Below are 18,563 nucleotides of genomic sequence, written 5' to 3'. Positions count from 1 at the left end.
ACCGACAACGAGCGACGCGCGCCGGGTGTGCTGACCGCAATCCAGAAGTCGCGTCCGCATGTCTGCTTGTGGCCGATTTTGTTGAACGGTAAGCGTGGCCTCGAGGCTCCACTATGCGTGATGACGTTTCACTACAACGCACTCGGCAACTGCGATGGCCGTCAACGCATTACGGAACGCACCGCCACTCCGACAGCTCTCGCGGAAAGCCCATCTCCTTTGGGTTCCCAGCCGTGGGCCAACAGCATGTTCCGTTCGCGAGTTCGTCTGCGGCTACAACGGGGGAGATGTACTGGCCTAAAAGCTGACCGTCAAACAGGAGGGCGCATCCGCCCAGGACGATAATAATCTCGGCTGACCCCGCACTTGTTTCGTACGTCCACTTCACAGCTCTCTACTCGGGCTATAGACCTTCTTCAGCCGTTCGTCAGAAACGGGGCCTCGTGGAGACCGAGCATTTCCAGCGAACCAGGGCGTGCCCAACGCCGCCACAAGAGTCGCCGTCAGTGTTGCCTGCGCCAGTGCATCGCTGAACATGCCGGGACCGAAACTGGACACTAGACGCTCTCCGCTACTTCGTACCCGTTCCTGCCTCGGCTTCTTTACCATGCGATGCCAGACCGAAGCGGCCCACAGGATCGCCCTGGCACACCTCACTACTACCCACCACCGAAGTTAGCAGCGACGTGACTCGACCCTTTCGTGACGGACCAACGAAGCGCTGTCTCTGCCGCGCGCCGCTAACATCTCAAATAGCAAAGCTGATCACCGCGCTGCCCATGGGTGCATGTCCGCCCAATCTATACAGCTAGGAGATCCTGCAGGCACCTACCAGGATTGGTCGCCTGATTAATCCCATGCCGACGTCTAAATTAGTCACCTCAGCACGGTCCGCAAACGCAAACACCCAGCAAACGCCGATGGCTCAGCGACCGCTGACGCCGACAAAAGAGAAGAATACAGTGTGGAAGAATATGCAGACGCGGATAGCGCGAGCTGTTGCTTTTCGCATACACAATCATCACACTTGCAACTGCAGCGATCGCATTCTTTCTCGACCGGCGGCAGTCGAAAGATGGGCAGCGGCCGATCCGCAGATGTAATCGGTAGCGGCCCGACAGTGACAAGCAGCTCCAAACTGCTGGCCGGGGTTGCCCGATCGCTGTTGTGAAATGGACCCTATGCTGAGGACGACTTGGTCCGGTTTCTTAGGTGGAACTGCATCCGTTCGTTCTCCCCCCGATTGCGTCGATGACGCACCTGCCGTGTGGCGACGTTAGCAGCCGGCGCGCTTGCGCGCGTCGATCGCAACGTCACGTTCATCCTCGCCCTAAAGACAGACTTGCATCCGGCTCGAAGGCGACCTGTCTAAACAACTTTATGCTAATCTTGCTTGCTGCTATTGTGGCTGAGGACAATGCGCAGCGTTGTCCAAGCTTCTCGATTGCGCGAAGTTTTATATCCACAGCCTCTTCGCCGAATGCGCCGGTGACACCAGCCCGCCGACCGCGCGCGGTTTTCCAGCGCCTGATGCGAGCGCCACAGCCGCTAGATGAACACGTTATCCATCCAGCGCCCGCGAGCGTCCATCGAGATCCTGACGCCGGTGGCGGCCAGCGTGCCGGTAAGGGCGGCGCTGGTGGACTGGCTCCCTTGGTCGGTATTGTCACGCGGCCGGAGGCAGGTGAAATGATCCGCCGTCTCCTCGCGCTCTACCAACATCCTCGCCCGACCTTTGCACACCGACGAAGGGGAGCGAGCCTCTCCATCGCTTCTGCATCCTGATTCAAAACAGCCCTGATACAATCAAACGTATGCCTGACCTTCTTCGGCCTTCGAATTGCGCTAATTCTTTTGCCATCTTGGCAATTCTGCCCCGTCAAGTTCGAATGTCGTCGACGACTCCCGGACGGGCACATTTACACGTCTTGACAGTACTAGCGGAATGACGCCTCGTGTTGCCGTGGGTATAAGGGGAAGCGATGCCATGGCTTGGCGACGAAACACGATTTACCCAGAGCTGCCGTGTATTGACCCGGCCCGGCGTCCGCCCGCAGCAGTTTCGTTTTCAGCTGGCCCGGCGAACGGCCCCTGATGCCCCTCGAATTCCATCGTGCAGTCGAAGACATGGAAATATGGAGCGCAAGCAGCGACGACTATTCGTTCGTGATCAGCTTCCAGAGCCCCTCTGGACCAGGCTTTTTCGGAAGGTTGGGCTACGTCGCGTCGTGGCGTCCGCTCGACCCGAGCCGTGGCGCGATCAGGGTTCTAGGTTCGCCCCTCCAAAGCTTCGCTGAGGCCGAGGACGCCTGTAACACCATGCTGACTTACCTCAAGGAAGAAACGGATTCCGCTGCCCCTAGAAAACGTGAACCTCCTTAAATGCCGCATTCCAAGTGCCGCCAAGGATATCGGCAACGAGGTGCTACTATCTACAAGTTCGAGTAGTATATAATGCTGCCCAACGCATGTTACAGGTTCACCACACAGCAATGGCTGCTGGGGTCGGCAGTCGTGGCGGCGCGCGATTTCGGTCACAACCGCGCCTGGCTTGGACTCTCCGCGACGATCGGTACCTTCAGCTCGTCCCGCCAGCGCTTTCGGCTTACGCAAGCATGCCTTCGATACGCGGCGACAACGGTCATCCTATGTCGTCCGACTGGTCGTCCATCGCGAGCACACTCTTGCCAAAGCTGCTCTTCTAACGGTGCTCCCAACGCTGCGCACAAACAATCCGAGGCCAACCAACCTTGGTAGCTGACTCGCAGCTGTCTTCAGTAGTATCCAACCTATACATGAGGAAAGACCGTTCGCTTTGCGCAGGAGGCAGCATGGATGATCGAAGTGATATCGCTGCGTCGCTGCTCAATGCGGTGTTTCCACTCCATCAAACCCGCGTTCAGTTGGCAGGCCCGTCATTGGGCCAACTGATGACGCCATTGCAAATAATCAGTGATTGGCTCGAAAAGCAGGACGCAGAGGTACAAAGCGAAGTTGCTAATATGGCAGCGTTTATGGTGTTCGACATTTCTGAGTTTATCGATTATAGCGGCCAAGAGCGAACAGCTTCCCTCAGGCAGTGGCTGACCGAGGTGAATCTACCAACCTATACCGTTCTCAGCCGTGCTTTGAAGTTCAGATCCTGCTTCGAGCATTTCGCGGAACGTAGGTTTACTGAGGCAGGGTGGACGCGGTCCGAAGAGGTTCTTCGTAAAGCTCTCGAGGAGGCTGAGCGTGACGCGAGGTCTGACGCTGCAGGCTTCGTTTCAACTGCGCAGAGAATACTTGACGAGTTTTCCATCCGGCGAAGCTGCTGGATAGAGGCTGGGAAGGCTTGGAGAAAACTGGCCAATACCTATCTGACGTCGCGCGCTCTGAGGGAATGGACGACCTCACAGATTGCGCTGCGAACGCGAGTTTCATCCCAGGGTAACAGCTGACCGACGGTATCGAGTCGTGGCACAGACTTGTAATATTGAAATGGACTCGCGGAGCGGGGCCGATCGGACCGGTTGTTAGTTGGAAACTGACCGCTCCTGACCCGTTTCTATCACATTGCCAGACTCTCTGTCTGCTGCAGTTGCAGTGGGCATGTTTCAACGCATCAGCGTCGTCCACCATTTCCACAGCCTTCGCTGGCCTGCATCCGTTCGCGCCAAAGCGCCATCGGCGTGCGATAGTCGTGCGCCTGATAAGGCGATCGTTGTAGAAGCCGATCCAGCTCGCAACCCTGTCTTGGCCTCGTTGCCGTCCGCATAGCCCTTGAGACAGATGTCCTGATGCTTGAGCGACCGTCATAGCCGCTTGATGAAGACCTTGTCCATCCAACAACCACGGCCATCCATAGAGAGCTTGATCAGGCGCACGCATGAACGCCGGTTGACCCGGCAGCTTCAAGCTGGATCCGTCTCGGCCAGCTTGCCGCCAGCGAGGTTAAATACCTGCAGGTCCCTGTCCACATAGTTGGCCACATAGAGGTAGTCGCTGTTTGGGCTGTAAGCGACGTCCTCCGGCAGGCGGCCAAGCGGCGCACGCGCTGTCACTGTCAGGCTACCGCCAGTGCCATCGACATCAGAACTAGTTCGCCGCTCTTAGTCGAACTGCCAGGCAGGAGCGGGGTAGCTGCGGTCTTCCATCGGGCGCTATCAAGAAACCTTCCGGTCCGACACCGGGGCTCATCAAGTCGATCACGTGGGGATGTGGGCCGGTTGCTTCGATAATCACCGCCGCATCAGCGTTGTTCTTCAGTGCGGCGGTGTTTGAGGCAATGACGTATTCTCCGTCCGGCGTGATGTCGATGTTGTAGGGGTTGAATGCCGAAGGAATGTCCATCGAATTGTCGTAGGTCACGTCTTGTCCATCGATTGCCAAAACCTCGATTTTGTTCGCGAGATGAGGCAGACGAAGGCGCGCTTGCCGTCAGGCGCGATGACTACAGCCGCGGCCTGCTGCTCCACCGGCACTTCGCGGACGGCCGTGACCGTCGTACCCTGGATCGAGACAACAGAGACACTTTTTGCCCTCTCGATTGGCAATCAACGCGAGATCGCCCTTCGAAATCGACAGGCCCCGACCTGAGTCGGGTGTGCTCTGCAAATTAGTGGCGGCCCCAACAGGGAGTTCGCCACCGGCACGCGGGCGCGAATCTTGGGTTTGGCCCGGGCGGAAACATCAATGACCAGCACGGCGTCGTTACCCGGGGCGCCCTTCGCTTGGCCTTCAGGACCATAGGTGATCTTGCTGGCAAGTCCGATCAGGATGTCGTTGGTTCCCGCCTACGCCGAGCCGCTGCCGACCAGGCCAACAAGGCACATGGCACAAAGAGCATTGCGTAGGTTCACGATGCATTTCGTTGCGCCATCTCTGAGTGCGCCTTTCACCGTTGGCGCAGCATTGATAGCTGGCACCCCTTACCGCGCTCAGGCCGCGCAGCCACGTGACCACCTCGGGTCATGAATGCCAAGCATCGAGTGAGCAGACTGCGTCTGCTCTCGAGCGGATAGCATTCCTCGCTCCGTCTGCGGTCCTAGTCCTGTGAGTGTACAACGAAGGCGATTGAAACAGAAAAGTCCACCTGCCAAAAAAAACTTAGCGGGAATGATTAAGCCGAAGTCACCGCACATTATCTCTGGGGATAATCAGGTGCAATATCGTCGCTGCATCGCGAAGTGGCCCAACCGGCCATGGCTCCGAGTTTAGGTACGTTTAATTTCTCAGATTATGATGCTTAGAACTGGTCCGGAATAGTTGAGGGTGAGTGGCGGCCAGCTCGTGGCCTATCTTGCTCCTAGATATTCGGCCGCTGAAGGCACCGAGGCGAAAAGCGCGACCGGCCATTTCTTCTACGCATCTATCGAGGAATGCCGCAGTCGGATCCCATCAGCTGCCGACTTGACGCGTTCGTAGGCAAGCGGGCGCAGGTTGGGATTGTCATAGGGAGACCGCCCGATCAGCACGCCCCCATTCCCGTCAACGTCTCGCTCTTGCGCTCTGGCACATGGAGGTAATCGTCACTGGACGGGACGGCAACGCGCCGGAACCGTCGATGTGGCCTGCTGTCACCGTACGAAACAGATGCTCGCCTATCAGGCTTTCCCCGCCTCTGCTCTCCAGCCAAGCCTTGGCTTTCTCGCGCGCCTCGCCCGCCACTCACTCACTACGAGGATAATGTTGCAGCGCCGAGGCCGGCACGGACGATCTCCTTGCTTCGCCATAGGCCGGCATCCGATCGGGACTTTCCTTCGGGCCGGCACGGCGAACGGCGAGCATACGCTCGCTCAGCGAGGCCTTGATGAAGCCGCAGCCGTCATGCGGTCGCAGTGCTATCGGCATTCAACAGGTGCGTCCGATCACGGTTCGCGAGAACCGCGAGTGGAAACCTGCTGTAGCCTATTGTCGCTATGCTGACGTCATCGTCAAAGGGACGAACGCCTATGCTGAGGCCGTCCGCAAGGAGTGCCGGGCCTTTCTGGAAGGCAAGTTGACGCTGAATATGGAGAAAACCCATATCACCCACGTCAACGATGGCTTCGTCTTTCTGGGGCATCGGATCATTCGCAAAGGGGGATCAAGCGGGCGGATGGCGGTCGTCACGACCATACCCAAAGAGAAGGCCAAGGCATTCGCACGAAGATTGTCGAAGGTCCTCTCTGGTGACCATGATCTTGCCAAGGTCGATACGGGGCCGCCTGAACCGCCAACTGCGGGGCTCGGCGGCCTTCTACAAGTACACGAACTTCACTGCGACCACGTTACGGCACGTCGATCATGTCGTGTTTTGGAAAACGGCGCTCTGGCTTGCGAGAAAGTATCGGAATCGCATCAAACCATTGATGCGAAGCTGGTATCGAGCACCAGTCGCTGGGCAGGCCAAGACCAGGTTTGTCCACGGGGTCGTGAACGAGGCCCGTGTCGGGAGCATTGCACCGATTGGTATCCAGTCCAAAGAAGCAGTTCCGATGGAGAAACCCGGAAGCAAATCCCTACATCTTCAGGGAGGAGCCCAGGAAGACCATCACCTCGCGATATCATTGATGTCGCAACGGCCACGGGCCAGACTTGAACGGAGAGCCGTATGCGCTGAAAGGTGCCCATAGGTTCGGGGAGGAGAAGCGCTCGTGCGCTTCTTACTCCATTCAAGATCACCAGCGGGGTTGGTACTATCTCTCGACCGTGCTCGACGACTTCTCGCGCTACAACGTGGCCTGGAGGCTTGGTCCGACCATGTGCGCCTCCGACGTCACGGCCACGCTCGATCAGGCACTCGCAGCGTCCGGCTTCGACCACATCACCGTCACAAGGCTTTGAGCGACAATGGCTCAAGTTACGTGGCAGACGATCTGGCCATGTGGCTCGACCAGAAGGGCATGCAGCATGTCCAAGGCGCTCGGTATCATCGGGGAAGATCGAGCGCTGGCATCAGACCCTGAAGAACCGCATTCTGCTCGACAATTACTACCCTTCTGGCGATCTCGAACGGCAGGTAGGGGCCTTTGTCGAGCACTACAATCACGTTCGCTACCACGAGAGCATCGACAACCTCACACCAGCCGACTTCTACTTCGGCAGGGCCGAGGCGATCCTTGCAGAGCGCAACCGCATCAAGCGCGACACCACAAACCGACGCTTGCAGCATCGGTTGCAGGCCGTTTAAACTCTAACCCGCATGAACTAGAGCCTCCCTTCCCAAACCGCCTAATCAGTTTCAAATTATCTGACGAGGACAAGCCATTCAAGACACAGCTTGATGGAATTCTCACGGCAGGGAATCAGCTTCAATCTCTGCGCCTTGTGGAGGCTGCGATCAATCTTCGCGAAGAGCCATTCGAGTGAGAAGGTGTGCGCACGCTTCTAGGAATCGAGAAATCGAAATTCTCCGCTAATGTTGCGTCGATCGTCGTCGCGCTCCGAACCGGTCTGGTTCGTTGGCGAATGCGGCTCTATCAGAGCCCATTGCTTATCATTGAGCCAGACGGTCCTTTGCGCATCGAAGTCCCCCGCGGAATCAATCTGACTCGAGGGAATCAGAGTTCGCTAACTAGGTCCAGACCCTAACTCGAGCTCTCGGCTCATCGTGTGTATCGGCCTGCCCGCACCTTCGTGCTCCCGGTGCCTCTTTTCCGACGGTCGCACCATACGCCACGATGTAGGATACCGCGGCAGAACGTTAGCACCGAAACGTCTCATACCGTTTACAAAAGCTTCAGGATGGCGTGGAATGCTCGGAGCTTCGCTGATCATTTCAATCGAACCTATAGGAAGCCTGAAAAAACGTACCCCAGCGCTCCATACTGAATTTGGAGAACTGAGTCCCAGTGGTTATTCCCGGGCCACCACAGCCTGTGCATGTCACTTCGCTGTCTTTTTTGGTCCACATGGCCCAGTAGCGCGCGCCGACGCCGACGCTGAAGTGTTTGGTGATGAAGTAGGATAACACGCCTTCAATATGGACGCCGCCGCCACCATTCCCGCGTTGTTCAGCGAAGGTGGTCGTCGGGCGCAAGAGATGATTGTCACGCCCTTTGAAATCGACCCAGGGCAGGTAAGCGACGTCCGTGCTCAAACGCCATTGCTCGGTGAGCATGGTTTCGGCACTTAGGCCGATGCGAGGCGCATTCCACTGAATATTCTGGCTGCCAACGACCCTGGCGTCGCCGGGTGGCAGGCATCTAGTCATCGGGTTGGCGATCTGTACACACCCCCTCGAGTCGGAGCTCTGTTCGTAGTAGCTCCAGCCGATAAATCCGCCGAACTTGTAGTCGGCGCCGCGCAAGAAATCGTAACCGGCATCGCCCGTGTAATAGCTGAACCTCCCGTTTGCCTGGCCTGATATCGTGTTGACATAGGGCGAGCCCCAATCTTCATCATTCATGTTTCCTTTGTTGAAGCGTCCAAGGCCAATATTGCCCTTCAGGAATACTCCCCACGGGCTATCAACACGGCCAAATGCGTCCCCGGAAAGCCCGTCGAGGCCGTGGTAGGTGAGCCTTGATATAAGAATGTTAGGATCTCCAGCAGCGATCTCGAGGGGCACAGCGCTAGCGTTCCATTGGAATCGTCCCCGGCTGAGCCAGAGCCGCGATCCGCCTTCGAACAACCAACCGGCGGCGTAAGCAATCGGCGGCGCGCCGGCGGGCGCTTTCGCGTACAGCGGTGCATCGGACCACTGCGTCCACGGGGCGGCTCCAAAGTGGTAGTTCAATCCGATTTTTGCGATGTGATAATTGCTGGATAGGCCCGTTGTATTCGCCGGAAGAATCGCAAACGGCGGAGACTGCACGGTGGGAGGAGTAGCGACACTCGGCCCACCAAAATGCAGATAGTCGTACTCTACTTTGACCGACCATGCAGGCGTAAGCGCTTGCTCGGCGCCCAGCCCGATGATGCCACCGAGGCGACCATAGTCGAAGTCGGTCTTCTGCTGTGGCGCGAGGCCTTCAAAGTTGTTAAAGATGTGGCCGCGATTGTTTTGCCAAGCAACGCCCCCCTTGAGGTAGGCCAGCGTGTGACCCAGCGCGCCAAACGCGTAACCGACGCGACCGGTCCCGGTAACAAATACGTTGGGACCTGCCTTGCAGTTTGCGCTCACGAGAAAGCCGGACGCGGCGAGGCAGGTATTTGTGCCGTCGGAGACATCACCGCTGACATCAAGTTCGACGCCAAACACCCAGCCGTTGTTCTGCCAGTTGTACCCGACCTGACCACCTGCGAGGAATACTGGGGTATCGACGACGTCGCCATAGATTGAAGGACCGTACGGATTGCTGAAGGAGGTTCGGCCGTAGCCGCCTCCGACGTGGCCGCCAATATAACCCCCGGACCAGCTCCACACCGCCGCTGGCAGGTTCACTACTGGCACAAGGTCTGCCGCATTGGCTGCGTCGCTTGCGACGAGCGCAATTGTCGTCGCTCCCAAAAGAAGAACTCGAGATCGCAGCAGACACATCCCTGCGTTTTCTTCGTCCACAACCGAGCGCCCTTAACTTATCGCCTCAGCATCCGTCGGGCGGACCAGACGCTAACAGCGAGTTGCGCCAAGTCCGTCCCGAAGATCATCGCACTGCGATTGTTGATGATGCGGTGAACTGAGCAAGTTACGTGCCGAAGTGAATTCGTAGGTTATGGAGGCACTTCGTGGTGGCGTGTAGGTCAAATTGCTGACATTGGTCTCAAGACCGACAGCTGGCGCAGCCGGGGCGCCACAATACCGATCAGGGTCCTTGAACTTCGGTAAGGCAGCACCGCCATCTGTGCCAAGCTCGGCAGCCGTGAGGGACAACATCCGTGCCCTTCCCGGGCCCGAGCTTTGTCCAGTTCGAACAGTTTGAGCGCTTGGTCCCGATAGTCGAGGGAGACAAGCGCGCCCATCGGCCGATCATGTACTATTCCGCGAAGGGCAAGATTGGGAGCCGCAATCCTTCTTCGCCAAGCTTATCGCAACGTCTGTACCGGAGGTTTAAGCTTGCACACCCGAAAGAGCAGGAAGCATTCGAGCCGACCCGAAAGACGTCACCTCAGAGGGCGAACATACGGTCTAATGAGGACAGGTGTGACCTTTCTAACGGTGGTCCACACACTTCACTCGCATAATGTCTGCACATCCTAGTCTTACTGCGTCATAAATTTCCTTAGCTACTTTGACTTGAGATTGCCCTGATGCAACAAGGGCATCGAGATAGTGTGACGACGAGCGCAGCGCTCAATCTTCATCGGACGGTCGCAATCGAATTCGGGACGTGCCGTTCAGGCCGCAATGGCGGATCCCCTCGGCCGATAGGTTTCGGGAATAGCAACTTCCTTGAAGGCTTGGTGGCGGCTGTTTCTGAGAGGGACTCGTCTCTCGCTCGGAGACTAGAAATCCGCAGGCGGCAATGCACAATGTGCGTGGTCGTGGAAGCCACGCCAGCTTCGCCCCTCGAAGTGACCAAGGCCAAACTCCTATTTGAGTTCGTGGTAGTCGCGCTCGATGCGCCAGCGCAGCTTGCTGCAATATCGACCAGCCGACGAAATACAATGTTGACCGCAAGCGTTGAAAACCAATATTTGGTTGGTGCTGCCTCGCCCTCAGCCACTCGATCAGCAGCCATTCCTCGTGCCGGCATTCGGCGAGCCAGTAATCTCGATGTGACAGACGGACGCGCACACGGGCAAAACGCGAAGACAGCGGTTCTGCCGTGCCCTCACGCCACGTGATCTTGTGCCAAGCATGCGCTGGCAGACCGATCGCGGAGGCGGGATATCTCATGCCTCGTCCTCCCCATCGCCGTTCGTGCTTTTTTGAGCAGCCGGTTCTCCATAGTCAGATCGGCCACGGCCCCCTTCAAGGCCACAGTCTCTCGGCGGAGATCCTTCACCTCGCCAGAGGTCGACGCGCGCGCCGTTTCGCCCCAGGCGGCGCATCCTCCTTCCGCAAAATCCCTCAATTTGTCTCACAGGCGTTGACGGCGAACAGCAAACGAAGCTCGACTGCAGCATCATCGTTCGAAGCCCGTCCTTCTTGTCCGCATCACTCGCAGAATGAACGCGAAGAAGGCGGGGACAAAGAAGATCGCAAGAACCGTCGCCGAGATCATGCCGCCGAGAACGCCGGTCCCGATAGCATTCTGGCTAGCTGCGCTGGCGCCCGATGCGATGGCGAACGGGACGACGCCGAGCGTGAAGGCGAGGGACGTCATGATGATGGGCCGGAAGCGGACGCGAGCGGCCTCAACTACGGCATCAGCTAGCGATTGGCCTTCAGCGTAGTAGTCCTTGGCAAACTCGACGATAAGGATGGCATTCTTCGCTGACAGGCCGATGATGGCGATCAGTCCGACCTTGAAGTAGAGGTCGTTCGGCAATCCGCGGAGCATCACGGCCAAGACGCAACCGATTGCGCCAAGCGGCACGACGAGCATCACTGAGAGCGGGATCGACCAGCTTTCGTAGAGGCCGGCGAGCAGCAGGAAGACGAAGAGGATGCTTAGGCCGAACAGAATTGGCGCCTGCGATCCTGATTTGATCTCTTCCAGCGACTGTCCGGTCCATTCGGAACCGATACCATTCGGCAACTCGGAGACAAGTCTTTCCATCTCGGCGACCGCTGCACCCGACGAATGACCTGCAGCCGGCTCGCCCGCGATGCGCACCGTCGGATAACCGTTATATCCAACGATCTGCGGCGGGCCCTTCCGCCACTGCGCCATGGCAAACGAGGATAAGGGCACCATCCCGCCGCTCGCATTGCGGACGTTGAGCTTCAGCAGATCCTCCACCCGAAGCCGGTCGTACCCCCGAGCCTGGATGATGACCCGCTGCATGCGACCGGCGTTCGGGAAGTCGTTAATGTAGGACGATCCGAGATTGGCTGTGATGGAGTTGTTGATGTCGGCGAAGGTCACGCCGAACGTGTTGGCCTTTTCGCGATCGATAATGAGCAACACTTGCGCGGCGTCGGACAATCCTTCAATACGAAGGCCTGCTAGCATCTGACTCTTGGCGGCCTTCTCAATCAACTCGGCCGCCGCTTCCGCCAGTGCTGCCTGACCCAGACCCTTGCGATCCTGAAGCCGAAAGGCAAAGCCGCTAGTGTTGCCGAAGCCCTCGATCGGCGGCGGTGAAAGCGCGAAGCTGGTCGCGTCCTTCAATGTAAGCAATTGCCCGTTGGCCCGGTCGGCAATCTCCTGGGCGGCCTGGCCCTCGCCCCGCTCGCTCCAGTTTTTGAGGGTGACGAACATCAAGGCGGCGTTCGCGCCGTTGCCCGAGAAGCTGTATCCCTGAATGGCCACGATATCGCGTATGGCAGGCTCAGACTTGAGAAGCGCCTCGATCTGCTTGATCGACGCCAGGGTCCGGTTGGCGCTGGATTCCGGCGGGCCCTGAATGTCGACGACCAGATAGCTCTGGTCCTCATTTGGGAGGAAGGCGCTGGGGAGGCTGACGAAAAAGCAGCCAAGGCCGATGACCAGGGCGAGGTAGATCATCATCATGCGTCCGGCGCTCCGCACGCTACCGCTTGCAGCGCCGGTGTAGCGGTCGGTCAATGCTTCGAAGTTGCGGTTGAACCAGCGCCCAATTCCTCCCTTCTCATGATAACCATGCTTGATCGGTTTGAGGAAGCTCGCGCAAAGTGCCGGCGTTAGCGACAGCGCCAGAAATGCCGAGAACAGGATCGAAACGACCATGGTCAGGCTGAACTGGCGATAGATGATGCCCGTCGAGCCAGGGAAGAACGCCATCGGAACGAAGACGGAGGAAAGAACGAGCGTGATCCCGAGGATGGCCCCCGTGATTTGGTTCATAGCCTTTTTGGTGGCGGCCTTCGGTGACAGGCCCTCCTCGGCCATAATACGCTCGACGTTCTCGATGACGACGATGGTGTCATCGACAAGGATTCCGATCGCGAGCACCATCGCGAACATGGTCAGGACGTTGATGGAGAACCCCGCCGCCAGCATGACCGCGCCGGTGCCGAGCAACGCGATCGGCACGACGAGCGTCGGGATCAGCGTATAGCGGAAGTTCTGCAGGAAGACGAACATTACCACGAACACGAGCGCCACCGCTTCGAGCAACGTCTCCAGCACTTTCTCGATCGAGGCGGCGACGAAGGGACTGGTGTCGTAGGGCACTGAGTATTTCACACCGGGCGGGAAGAACCGCGACAATTCCTCCATTTTCGCGTGGACGGCACGCGACGTCGCAACCGCATTGCCGCTACCGGAAAGCTGGATGCCGACGGCTGCGCTCGGCTGGCCGTTCAGGCGGCTGGAAAAGTTGTAGTTCTCGGCGCCGAGTTCGAGACGCGCAACATCCTTGAGCCGGACCGTGCTGCCGTCCGGGTTTGCCCGCAGAACGATATTGCCGAATTCTTCGACGTTGGCGAGCTGCCCCTTGATGAGAACGGTCGCCGTCAGGTCGGTCGTGACTGGATTCGGTGATGCGCCGATCTGCCCGGCCGCAACCTGGGCATTTTGTGCCAGGACCGCATTGTTGATGTCGGCGGCAGTCAGCCTGACGCCGACCATCTTGTCTGGATCGATCCAGACGCGCATCGCGCGTTGAGCGGCGAACAGCTGCGCGCGGCCTACTCCGCCAAGACGGCGCAGTTCGCCAAGGACGTTGCGACTGAAGTAGTCGCCGAGCCCGACTTCATCAACCTTGCCGTCGGTGGACGTCAGCGACACGATCATGAGGAACCCGGCTGAAGCCTCTTCCACTGTCACGCCCTGCGCGGTCACCGCCGCCGGCAGTCGGGATTGAATTCGCCGGAGCCTATTCTGCACGTCGACCGAAGCCTGCTCGACGCTTGTGCCGGCCTCAAAAGATACGTTGATGCTGATCGAGCCTGACGCGTCCGAAGTCGATTCGAAATACATCAATCTCGCGGCGCCATTCAGTTCCTCCTCGATCAGGCGCGTGACCCCCTGATAGAGTTCCTGCGGCGAGGCCCCCGGATACGAAGTCGAAATCGTCAGTTGCGGCGGCGCGACCTTGGGGTACTGCGCGACCGGCAGCAGCGGAATCGCAATGACGCCGGCAATGGAGATGAACAGGGCAAAAACCCAGGCCAGGACCGGCCGCCTGATGAAGAAGTGCGGCATCAACTTACCTTGTTCGGTTGTTCGGTTGCTCGGCAGAGATTCCTGCTTCCCGGTCGGCAGGCTTCCTTGACTCCGGCACAACCTTGCCGCCCGAGTGGACCTTCTGCAGGCCTTCGACGACGACCCGCTCTCCCTCCTTTAGGCCGGCCTCGACGACCCATTCCGAGTCGAGCGCCCGTCCAAGTTCGATGTCACGCGCCTCTGCAATCCCGCCTTCCGATACGAGATAGACCTGCGCCCTGCCGTCGCGTGCCCGGGTTACGGCACGCTGAGGGATGGTGATCGCGCCCTCGCGAACTGCCTGCGCGGTTCGCACCCGAACAAACATGCCGGGCAGCAGGTCGTGCTTCGGGTTGGAGAACTGGGCGCGCAGAGTGACCTGCCCGGTGGTGGGATCGACGCTGGCGCTCGCGAACAGCAACCGCCCCGCTTCCGGATAGAGGCTGCCGTCGTCGAAAACGAGCTCGACCCGAGCCTCTCCCGGCGCCGGGCTGGCGAGCTTGCCTTCCTCAACCGCGCGCTTCAGTGCGAGCAACTCCTGCGCCGATTGCGTGAAGTCGATATAGACCGAATCCACCTGCTGGATCAGCGCCAGATTCTGCGTTCCGTCGGCGGTGACAAGCGCGCCCTCAGTGACGAGAGCGCCGCCGATGAGGCCACTGATTGGCGCGCGAACCTCGGTGTGGTCGAGATTGATCTTCGTCTCGGCGAGCGCAGCTTCGGCCAATGCAACGTCGGCATCGGCCTGGGCAAGTGTCGCGGTTGCCGCATCCAGGTTCACACCGCTGGTGGCGTCGCGCTCGTGAAGAATCTTCTGGCGCTCGAACTGCTGACTCGCATTTTGCTGAACGGCCCTGGCTCGGCGCAGCGAGGCTTCGGCGCTCGCCACGCGCACCCGGAAGAGCTTCGGATCGATGCGGTAAAGGAGGTCGCCTTCCTTGACCGGAGTACCCTGCGTGAACACACGCGCCTGAAGGATTCCGGAAACACGCGCGCGAACCTCGGAGATGCGCGTCGCAGCGACGCGTCCCGGAAGCTCGTTCACGACCGGAACGGGATGCGCATTGACTTCGATCACGCTGACCGTTGGCGGAGGCAGTTCCGCGCCTCGCTGCGCGGCAACGCCATCAAGCGTTAGCGAGAGGAATGCGGCCGCTGCCAGATATGCCCTCGCGCGCGGCAGACGTCTGGTGCTGTGCATTTTATTTCCTTGAGTGCCAGCCGATCGCGGACTGCATCAACTTCGTTGGGATGGGACGGTTAGACCGTCCCACACGTGCTGGGATCTCGGGTCGATCGGCTACGTCCTACCCATGGTAATCAATGCTAGTTCATCCTTCTTTGAGATCGACAGACCGGACGGCTGCCGTCGCCGCCTCGATTGCTTCCTGATCTTCTGGTTCCGTATGATCAAACAAAATCTTGGGCATAGTCATGATACGCTGAGCCAGGAGCGATTGAGACTTCTAATCTTACCCATCGCGCTTTTCGAGAATGATGACGTTGCGGGTAGAATGCCTAGCAGTCCCCTGAAAATCGCAGTCGACTGAAAGCTGAACGCGCCACAAGTCGCCCTTGGCCGTTTGTTGCTCCACCGTCGGTAAGTAGTGCCCCCTAACAAGATCGCCAAAAATGCAACGACCGCGCCGCAGAAGATCGCTCAGTTGCCTCGCGTTGTCGTCATGAAGATAAAGTCAGCGTGGTCATGTAGAAAGCGATGGTTCACGGCCTTTTCGTTGTTTATCAACTCGTGAGCAACAAGGGAAAGTGCGAACGCCTGCAAGTCTCGTTCCGTTGGTTTCGTATATATGGAGCCACAGTTTCATTGTGCCATCGGGTGCTACCTCCTAGGTGACCGTATATTCGTCCTTGGCAGACCGGCGTTTGGCCCATGATAAAGACAACGGGCTCGCCAATGTCCGTCTCGGCCAACCGCCCATCCCCTGGGAACGAAGTGGGCTACCGTCGAGACCGCCGTCGCACCATCCTGCGCTCGCCAAGTTGATCTAACCTGGTCAATAAGGGCGTTGTCATTCGCCCGAACGTCAACGCCCTGACCGGCCGGCTACCCCGCAAACTCTGTAGGCCAAGACTGAAACCGAGGCAGAGACAGAGCCGAAACCAAAGCATGCGGTCATTTCTCTACCCGTGCAGCCGGTCCGGATTTTATCCCGGATGAGATCCGCAAGGCGCCTACCCGAATTGGTTGGTCGCGATGCCGGCCGCCTAGACAACTCTCGTTCCGGATTGGCCTGGATACTTAATTGAAGTGTCAAAAAAAGCGGTACGGCGCGCGGGTTCTGATCCCGACCGCCGAAATCGGGCGCTCTTTGGCAGAGCTGGCCGATATCGCGATCGAACACAAGCCGCGCCCGGTATGATCCGCGCTGAGGCTCGAATGCCATCACCGTCGGAATCGTGCGTCATAAATGCACCTCATCCGCTCCGCCCAACCGACATGAATCCGTTAAGCGTAGATACTAGGGTCAAAACCCAATCAGCGGGTTGAGCAGGTTCGGTTTTCCTGATTCTCAGAGGGTGTGGATCTCGGGAGGCGACGTATGGCGTTGTTCTGGTTGTCGGATGCGGCGTGGGCGGCGATCGAGCCGCATCTGCCGAAGAACCAGCCCGGCGCGCGGCGCGTCGATGACCGACGCGTGATCTCCGGCATCCTGCACGTGCTCAAGGTCGGTTGCCGCTGGTGCGATTGCCCGGCCGACTACGGACCTTCGACAACGATTTACAATCGGTTCAACCGCTGGTCGCGCCGAGGCTTCTGGCTCAAGCTGCTCGACGCGCTGGTGGAGGCAGGGGCGGTCACGAAGAGCACCGCCATCGACAGCACCTACATCAAGGCGCAACGCGCGGCGTTCGGAGCAAAGGGGGGCGTGCGGCCCAGGCGATCGGTCGCTCGCGCGGCGGCTGGACGACCAAGGTCCACGCGCTCACTGACGTCATTGGCCGTCCCTATGCCCTGATGCTGACACCCGGCAATGTCAGCGACATGAAGGCCGCTGCCGCGCTTCTCGAACGGGCCGGGCCGATGCGATACCTGCTGGGTGACAAAGGCTATGACGCCGACCGGTTACGCCGCCTCGCCCGCCAAGCAGGCGCCACGCCCGTCATACCCGGCCGCCGCAACCGCCGGCGCACCATCCGATATGACAAGCAGCGCTACCGGGGCCGCCACTTGATCGAGAACGCCTTCTGCCGCCTCAAGGACTTCCGGCGCGTCCATACCCGCTATGACAAGCTCGCCGCCAATTTCCTGTCCGCCGTGGCGCTCGCAACCGCCGTCGCCTTCTGGCTCTGATCGAGTCTCAGCCCTTAATTAGATACGGACCCTAGGACGCACTCCGGGTCGGTTAAGCAAGAAAAAACCCGGCAGAGCCATTCCGTCGAAGGGCTGGAGCTGCAAAAACCTGACGGATCGTCGAGCTGTGCATTGGTGTCGGCCAGTCCTGCGGCCTCAGCGACGAAAGCCGGCCCCGTCGCTGCAAGCGCGATGGCGGTCGCAGTCACAAACAAGAATTTTTTCATTCGAGCGTCACTTCCTTAACTTAACCCCAGCCGTCCTTCTGCTTAACAGAGCGAATGCAAAACGCAAATCTAACGCTACGTCAGGTTACATCTTGTCCCTGTCCGCCGTGGCGCTCGCAACCGCCGTCGCCTTCTGGCTCTGATCGAGTCTCAGCCCTAGATGCCGTAATGGGCCCTGCTCCGAGCAAGGGCTGATATTGCTAGCCCAAGGTGTAGCCAATGTTGATGTACTAACCGGCCACGCCTGTATTCGTGTCAACAGACAGGAAGATTCCAATGCGGCCCGTACTTCGGCCTGCAAGAATCCGTGGGAGATATCCTCGCTTCAACACCAGCTTTTGTTTTACAAGCAAGATTACCTGCTTTACGGCGACTCACATCACGCGAACATATGCTCCGATCGGCCTAGAGAGTATCGGGTAAAGAGCCACTCTCCTAGCGGCCGCCGACTAATTCTGGTCGGTGACTTACAGGCCTTCTCTGCGATACAACTTGAAGGCCACCCCGTAGGTTGCCCTCCGGGGAGCACGCTGTCAGCCTTGCGATGCAGGCGGCAGCATGGCCGCCGCCACTTTAGCCTCCTGTGGTGGGACATCGTTGTCAGTATGCCGGCGCCGAGCCACAACGCTGCAAACTTCCCTGGCAGCGCGAATGCCTCGTTCGGGATAGCGAATGACGGCATGTGGCACTGACCTGGCTCGTCGTCGGTACGCGCTTCAACTTGAGCCGAGATGTGGATCACACCGATGACGCCGCTGCAAAGAATTTGCAAGTGGTTAAAAAAAACGCAGAAATACAAGGCGAATCACTGCTGGCATGCCGGCTCTCTTGGATTTTGACGATTCTGACTCAATTGAGCTCGACAGCGAAGAACAATAGAGCTCTTTTGCGGCGGTGGCTGAGCGAGGTGGATTGCTACCCCATGCGATCGTTGGCCGCGCT

At 58.8% G+C, this 18,563-nt stretch carries 6 protein-coding genes and 5 pseudogenes; 4 read left to right on the top strand and 7 right to left on the bottom strand.

Translation table 11 applies throughout. The features are described 5' to 3' along the window. Window positions 1–1,551: 1,551 nt before the first annotated feature. A pseudogene (locus tag NLM15_RS08120) lies at window positions 1,552–1,665 on the bottom strand (IS3 family transposase); the annotation flags it as partial. Between the two features lie 1,166 nt (window positions 1,666–2,831). On the opposite strand from NLM15_RS08120, the gene NLM15_RS08110 reads away from it, so the two are divergent. Next, a complete protein-coding gene (locus tag NLM15_RS08110) occupies window positions 2,832–3,440 on the top strand; it encodes a hypothetical protein (protein WP_254116444.1) in 609 nt (202 codons plus the stop codon). Window positions 3,441–4,077: 637 nt separating this feature from the next. On the opposite strand, the gene NLM15_RS08105 is transcribed toward NLM15_RS08110, so the two are convergent. Both NLM15_RS08105 and NLM15_RS43960 read right to left on the bottom strand, forming a co-directional pair. Beyond that, window positions 4,078–4,350 (bottom strand): hypothetical protein, encoded by a 273-nt coding sequence (locus tag NLM15_RS08105; protein WP_254116443.1) that lies wholly within the window; start codon window positions 4,348–4,350, stop codon window positions 4,078–4,080. 993 nt (window positions 4,351–5,343) lie between these two features. Next, window positions 5,344–5,829 (bottom strand): annotated as a pseudogene (locus NLM15_RS43960) (hypothetical protein); the annotation flags it as partial. A gap of 194 nt (window positions 5,830–6,023) precedes the next feature. Between NLM15_RS43960 and NLM15_RS43725 the strand changes: the two are divergent. Both NLM15_RS43725 and NLM15_RS08090 read left to right on the top strand, forming a co-directional pair. Beyond that, window positions 6,024–6,596 (top strand): group II intron maturase-specific domain-containing protein, encoded by a 573-nt coding sequence (locus tag NLM15_RS43725; protein WP_375166825.1) that lies wholly within the window; start codon window positions 6,024–6,026, stop codon window positions 6,594–6,596. A gap of 55 nt (window positions 6,597–6,651) precedes the next feature. Next, window positions 6,652–7,153, top strand: a pseudogene (locus NLM15_RS08090) (transposase); the annotation flags it as partial. Window positions 7,154–7,741: 588 nt separating this feature from the next. Here NLM15_RS08090 and NLM15_RS08080 read toward each other — a convergent pair. The 4 genes and pseudogenes from NLM15_RS08080 to NLM15_RS08060 all read right to left on the bottom strand — a co-directional run bounded on the left by NLM15_RS08080 (window position 7,742) and on the right by NLM15_RS08060 (window position 15,282). Next, a complete protein-coding gene (locus NLM15_RS08080; RefSeq protein WP_254116442.1) occupies window positions 7,742–9,466 on the bottom strand; it encodes an outer membrane beta-barrel protein in 1,725 nt (574 codons plus the stop codon). Window positions 9,467–10,726: 1,260 nt separating this feature from the next. Continuing rightward, window positions 10,727–10,886: pseudogene (locus NLM15_RS08070) on the bottom strand (IS3 family transposase); the annotation flags it as partial. Between the two features lie 87 nt (window positions 10,887–10,973). Next, window positions 10,974–14,081 carry a multidrug efflux RND transporter permease subunit gene (locus tag NLM15_RS08065; protein ID WP_254116441.1) on the bottom strand — a complete coding sequence of 1,036 codons (3,108 nt, stop codon included), beginning with the start codon at window positions 14,079–14,081 and terminating at the stop codon, window positions 10,974–10,976. A 4-nt stretch (window positions 14,082–14,085) separates the two neighbouring features. Beyond that, window positions 14,086–15,282 (bottom strand): efflux RND transporter periplasmic adaptor subunit, encoded by a 1,197-nt coding sequence (locus NLM15_RS08060; RefSeq protein WP_254116440.1) that lies wholly within the window; start codon window positions 15,280–15,282, stop codon window positions 14,086–14,088. Window positions 15,283–16,642: 1,360 nt separating this feature from the next. Here NLM15_RS08060 and NLM15_RS08055 point away from each other — a divergent pair. Continuing rightward, window positions 16,643–17,394, top strand: a pseudogene (locus tag NLM15_RS08055) (IS5 family transposase). Window positions 17,395–18,563 lie beyond the last annotated feature (1,169 nt).

It is taken from the genome of Bradyrhizobium sp. CCGB20 (assembly GCF_024199855.1).
Classification (GTDB): Bacteria; Pseudomonadota; Alphaproteobacteria; order Rhizobiales; family Xanthobacteraceae; genus Bradyrhizobium.
This window is presented reverse-complemented; position numbering and strand designations above follow the sequence as displayed.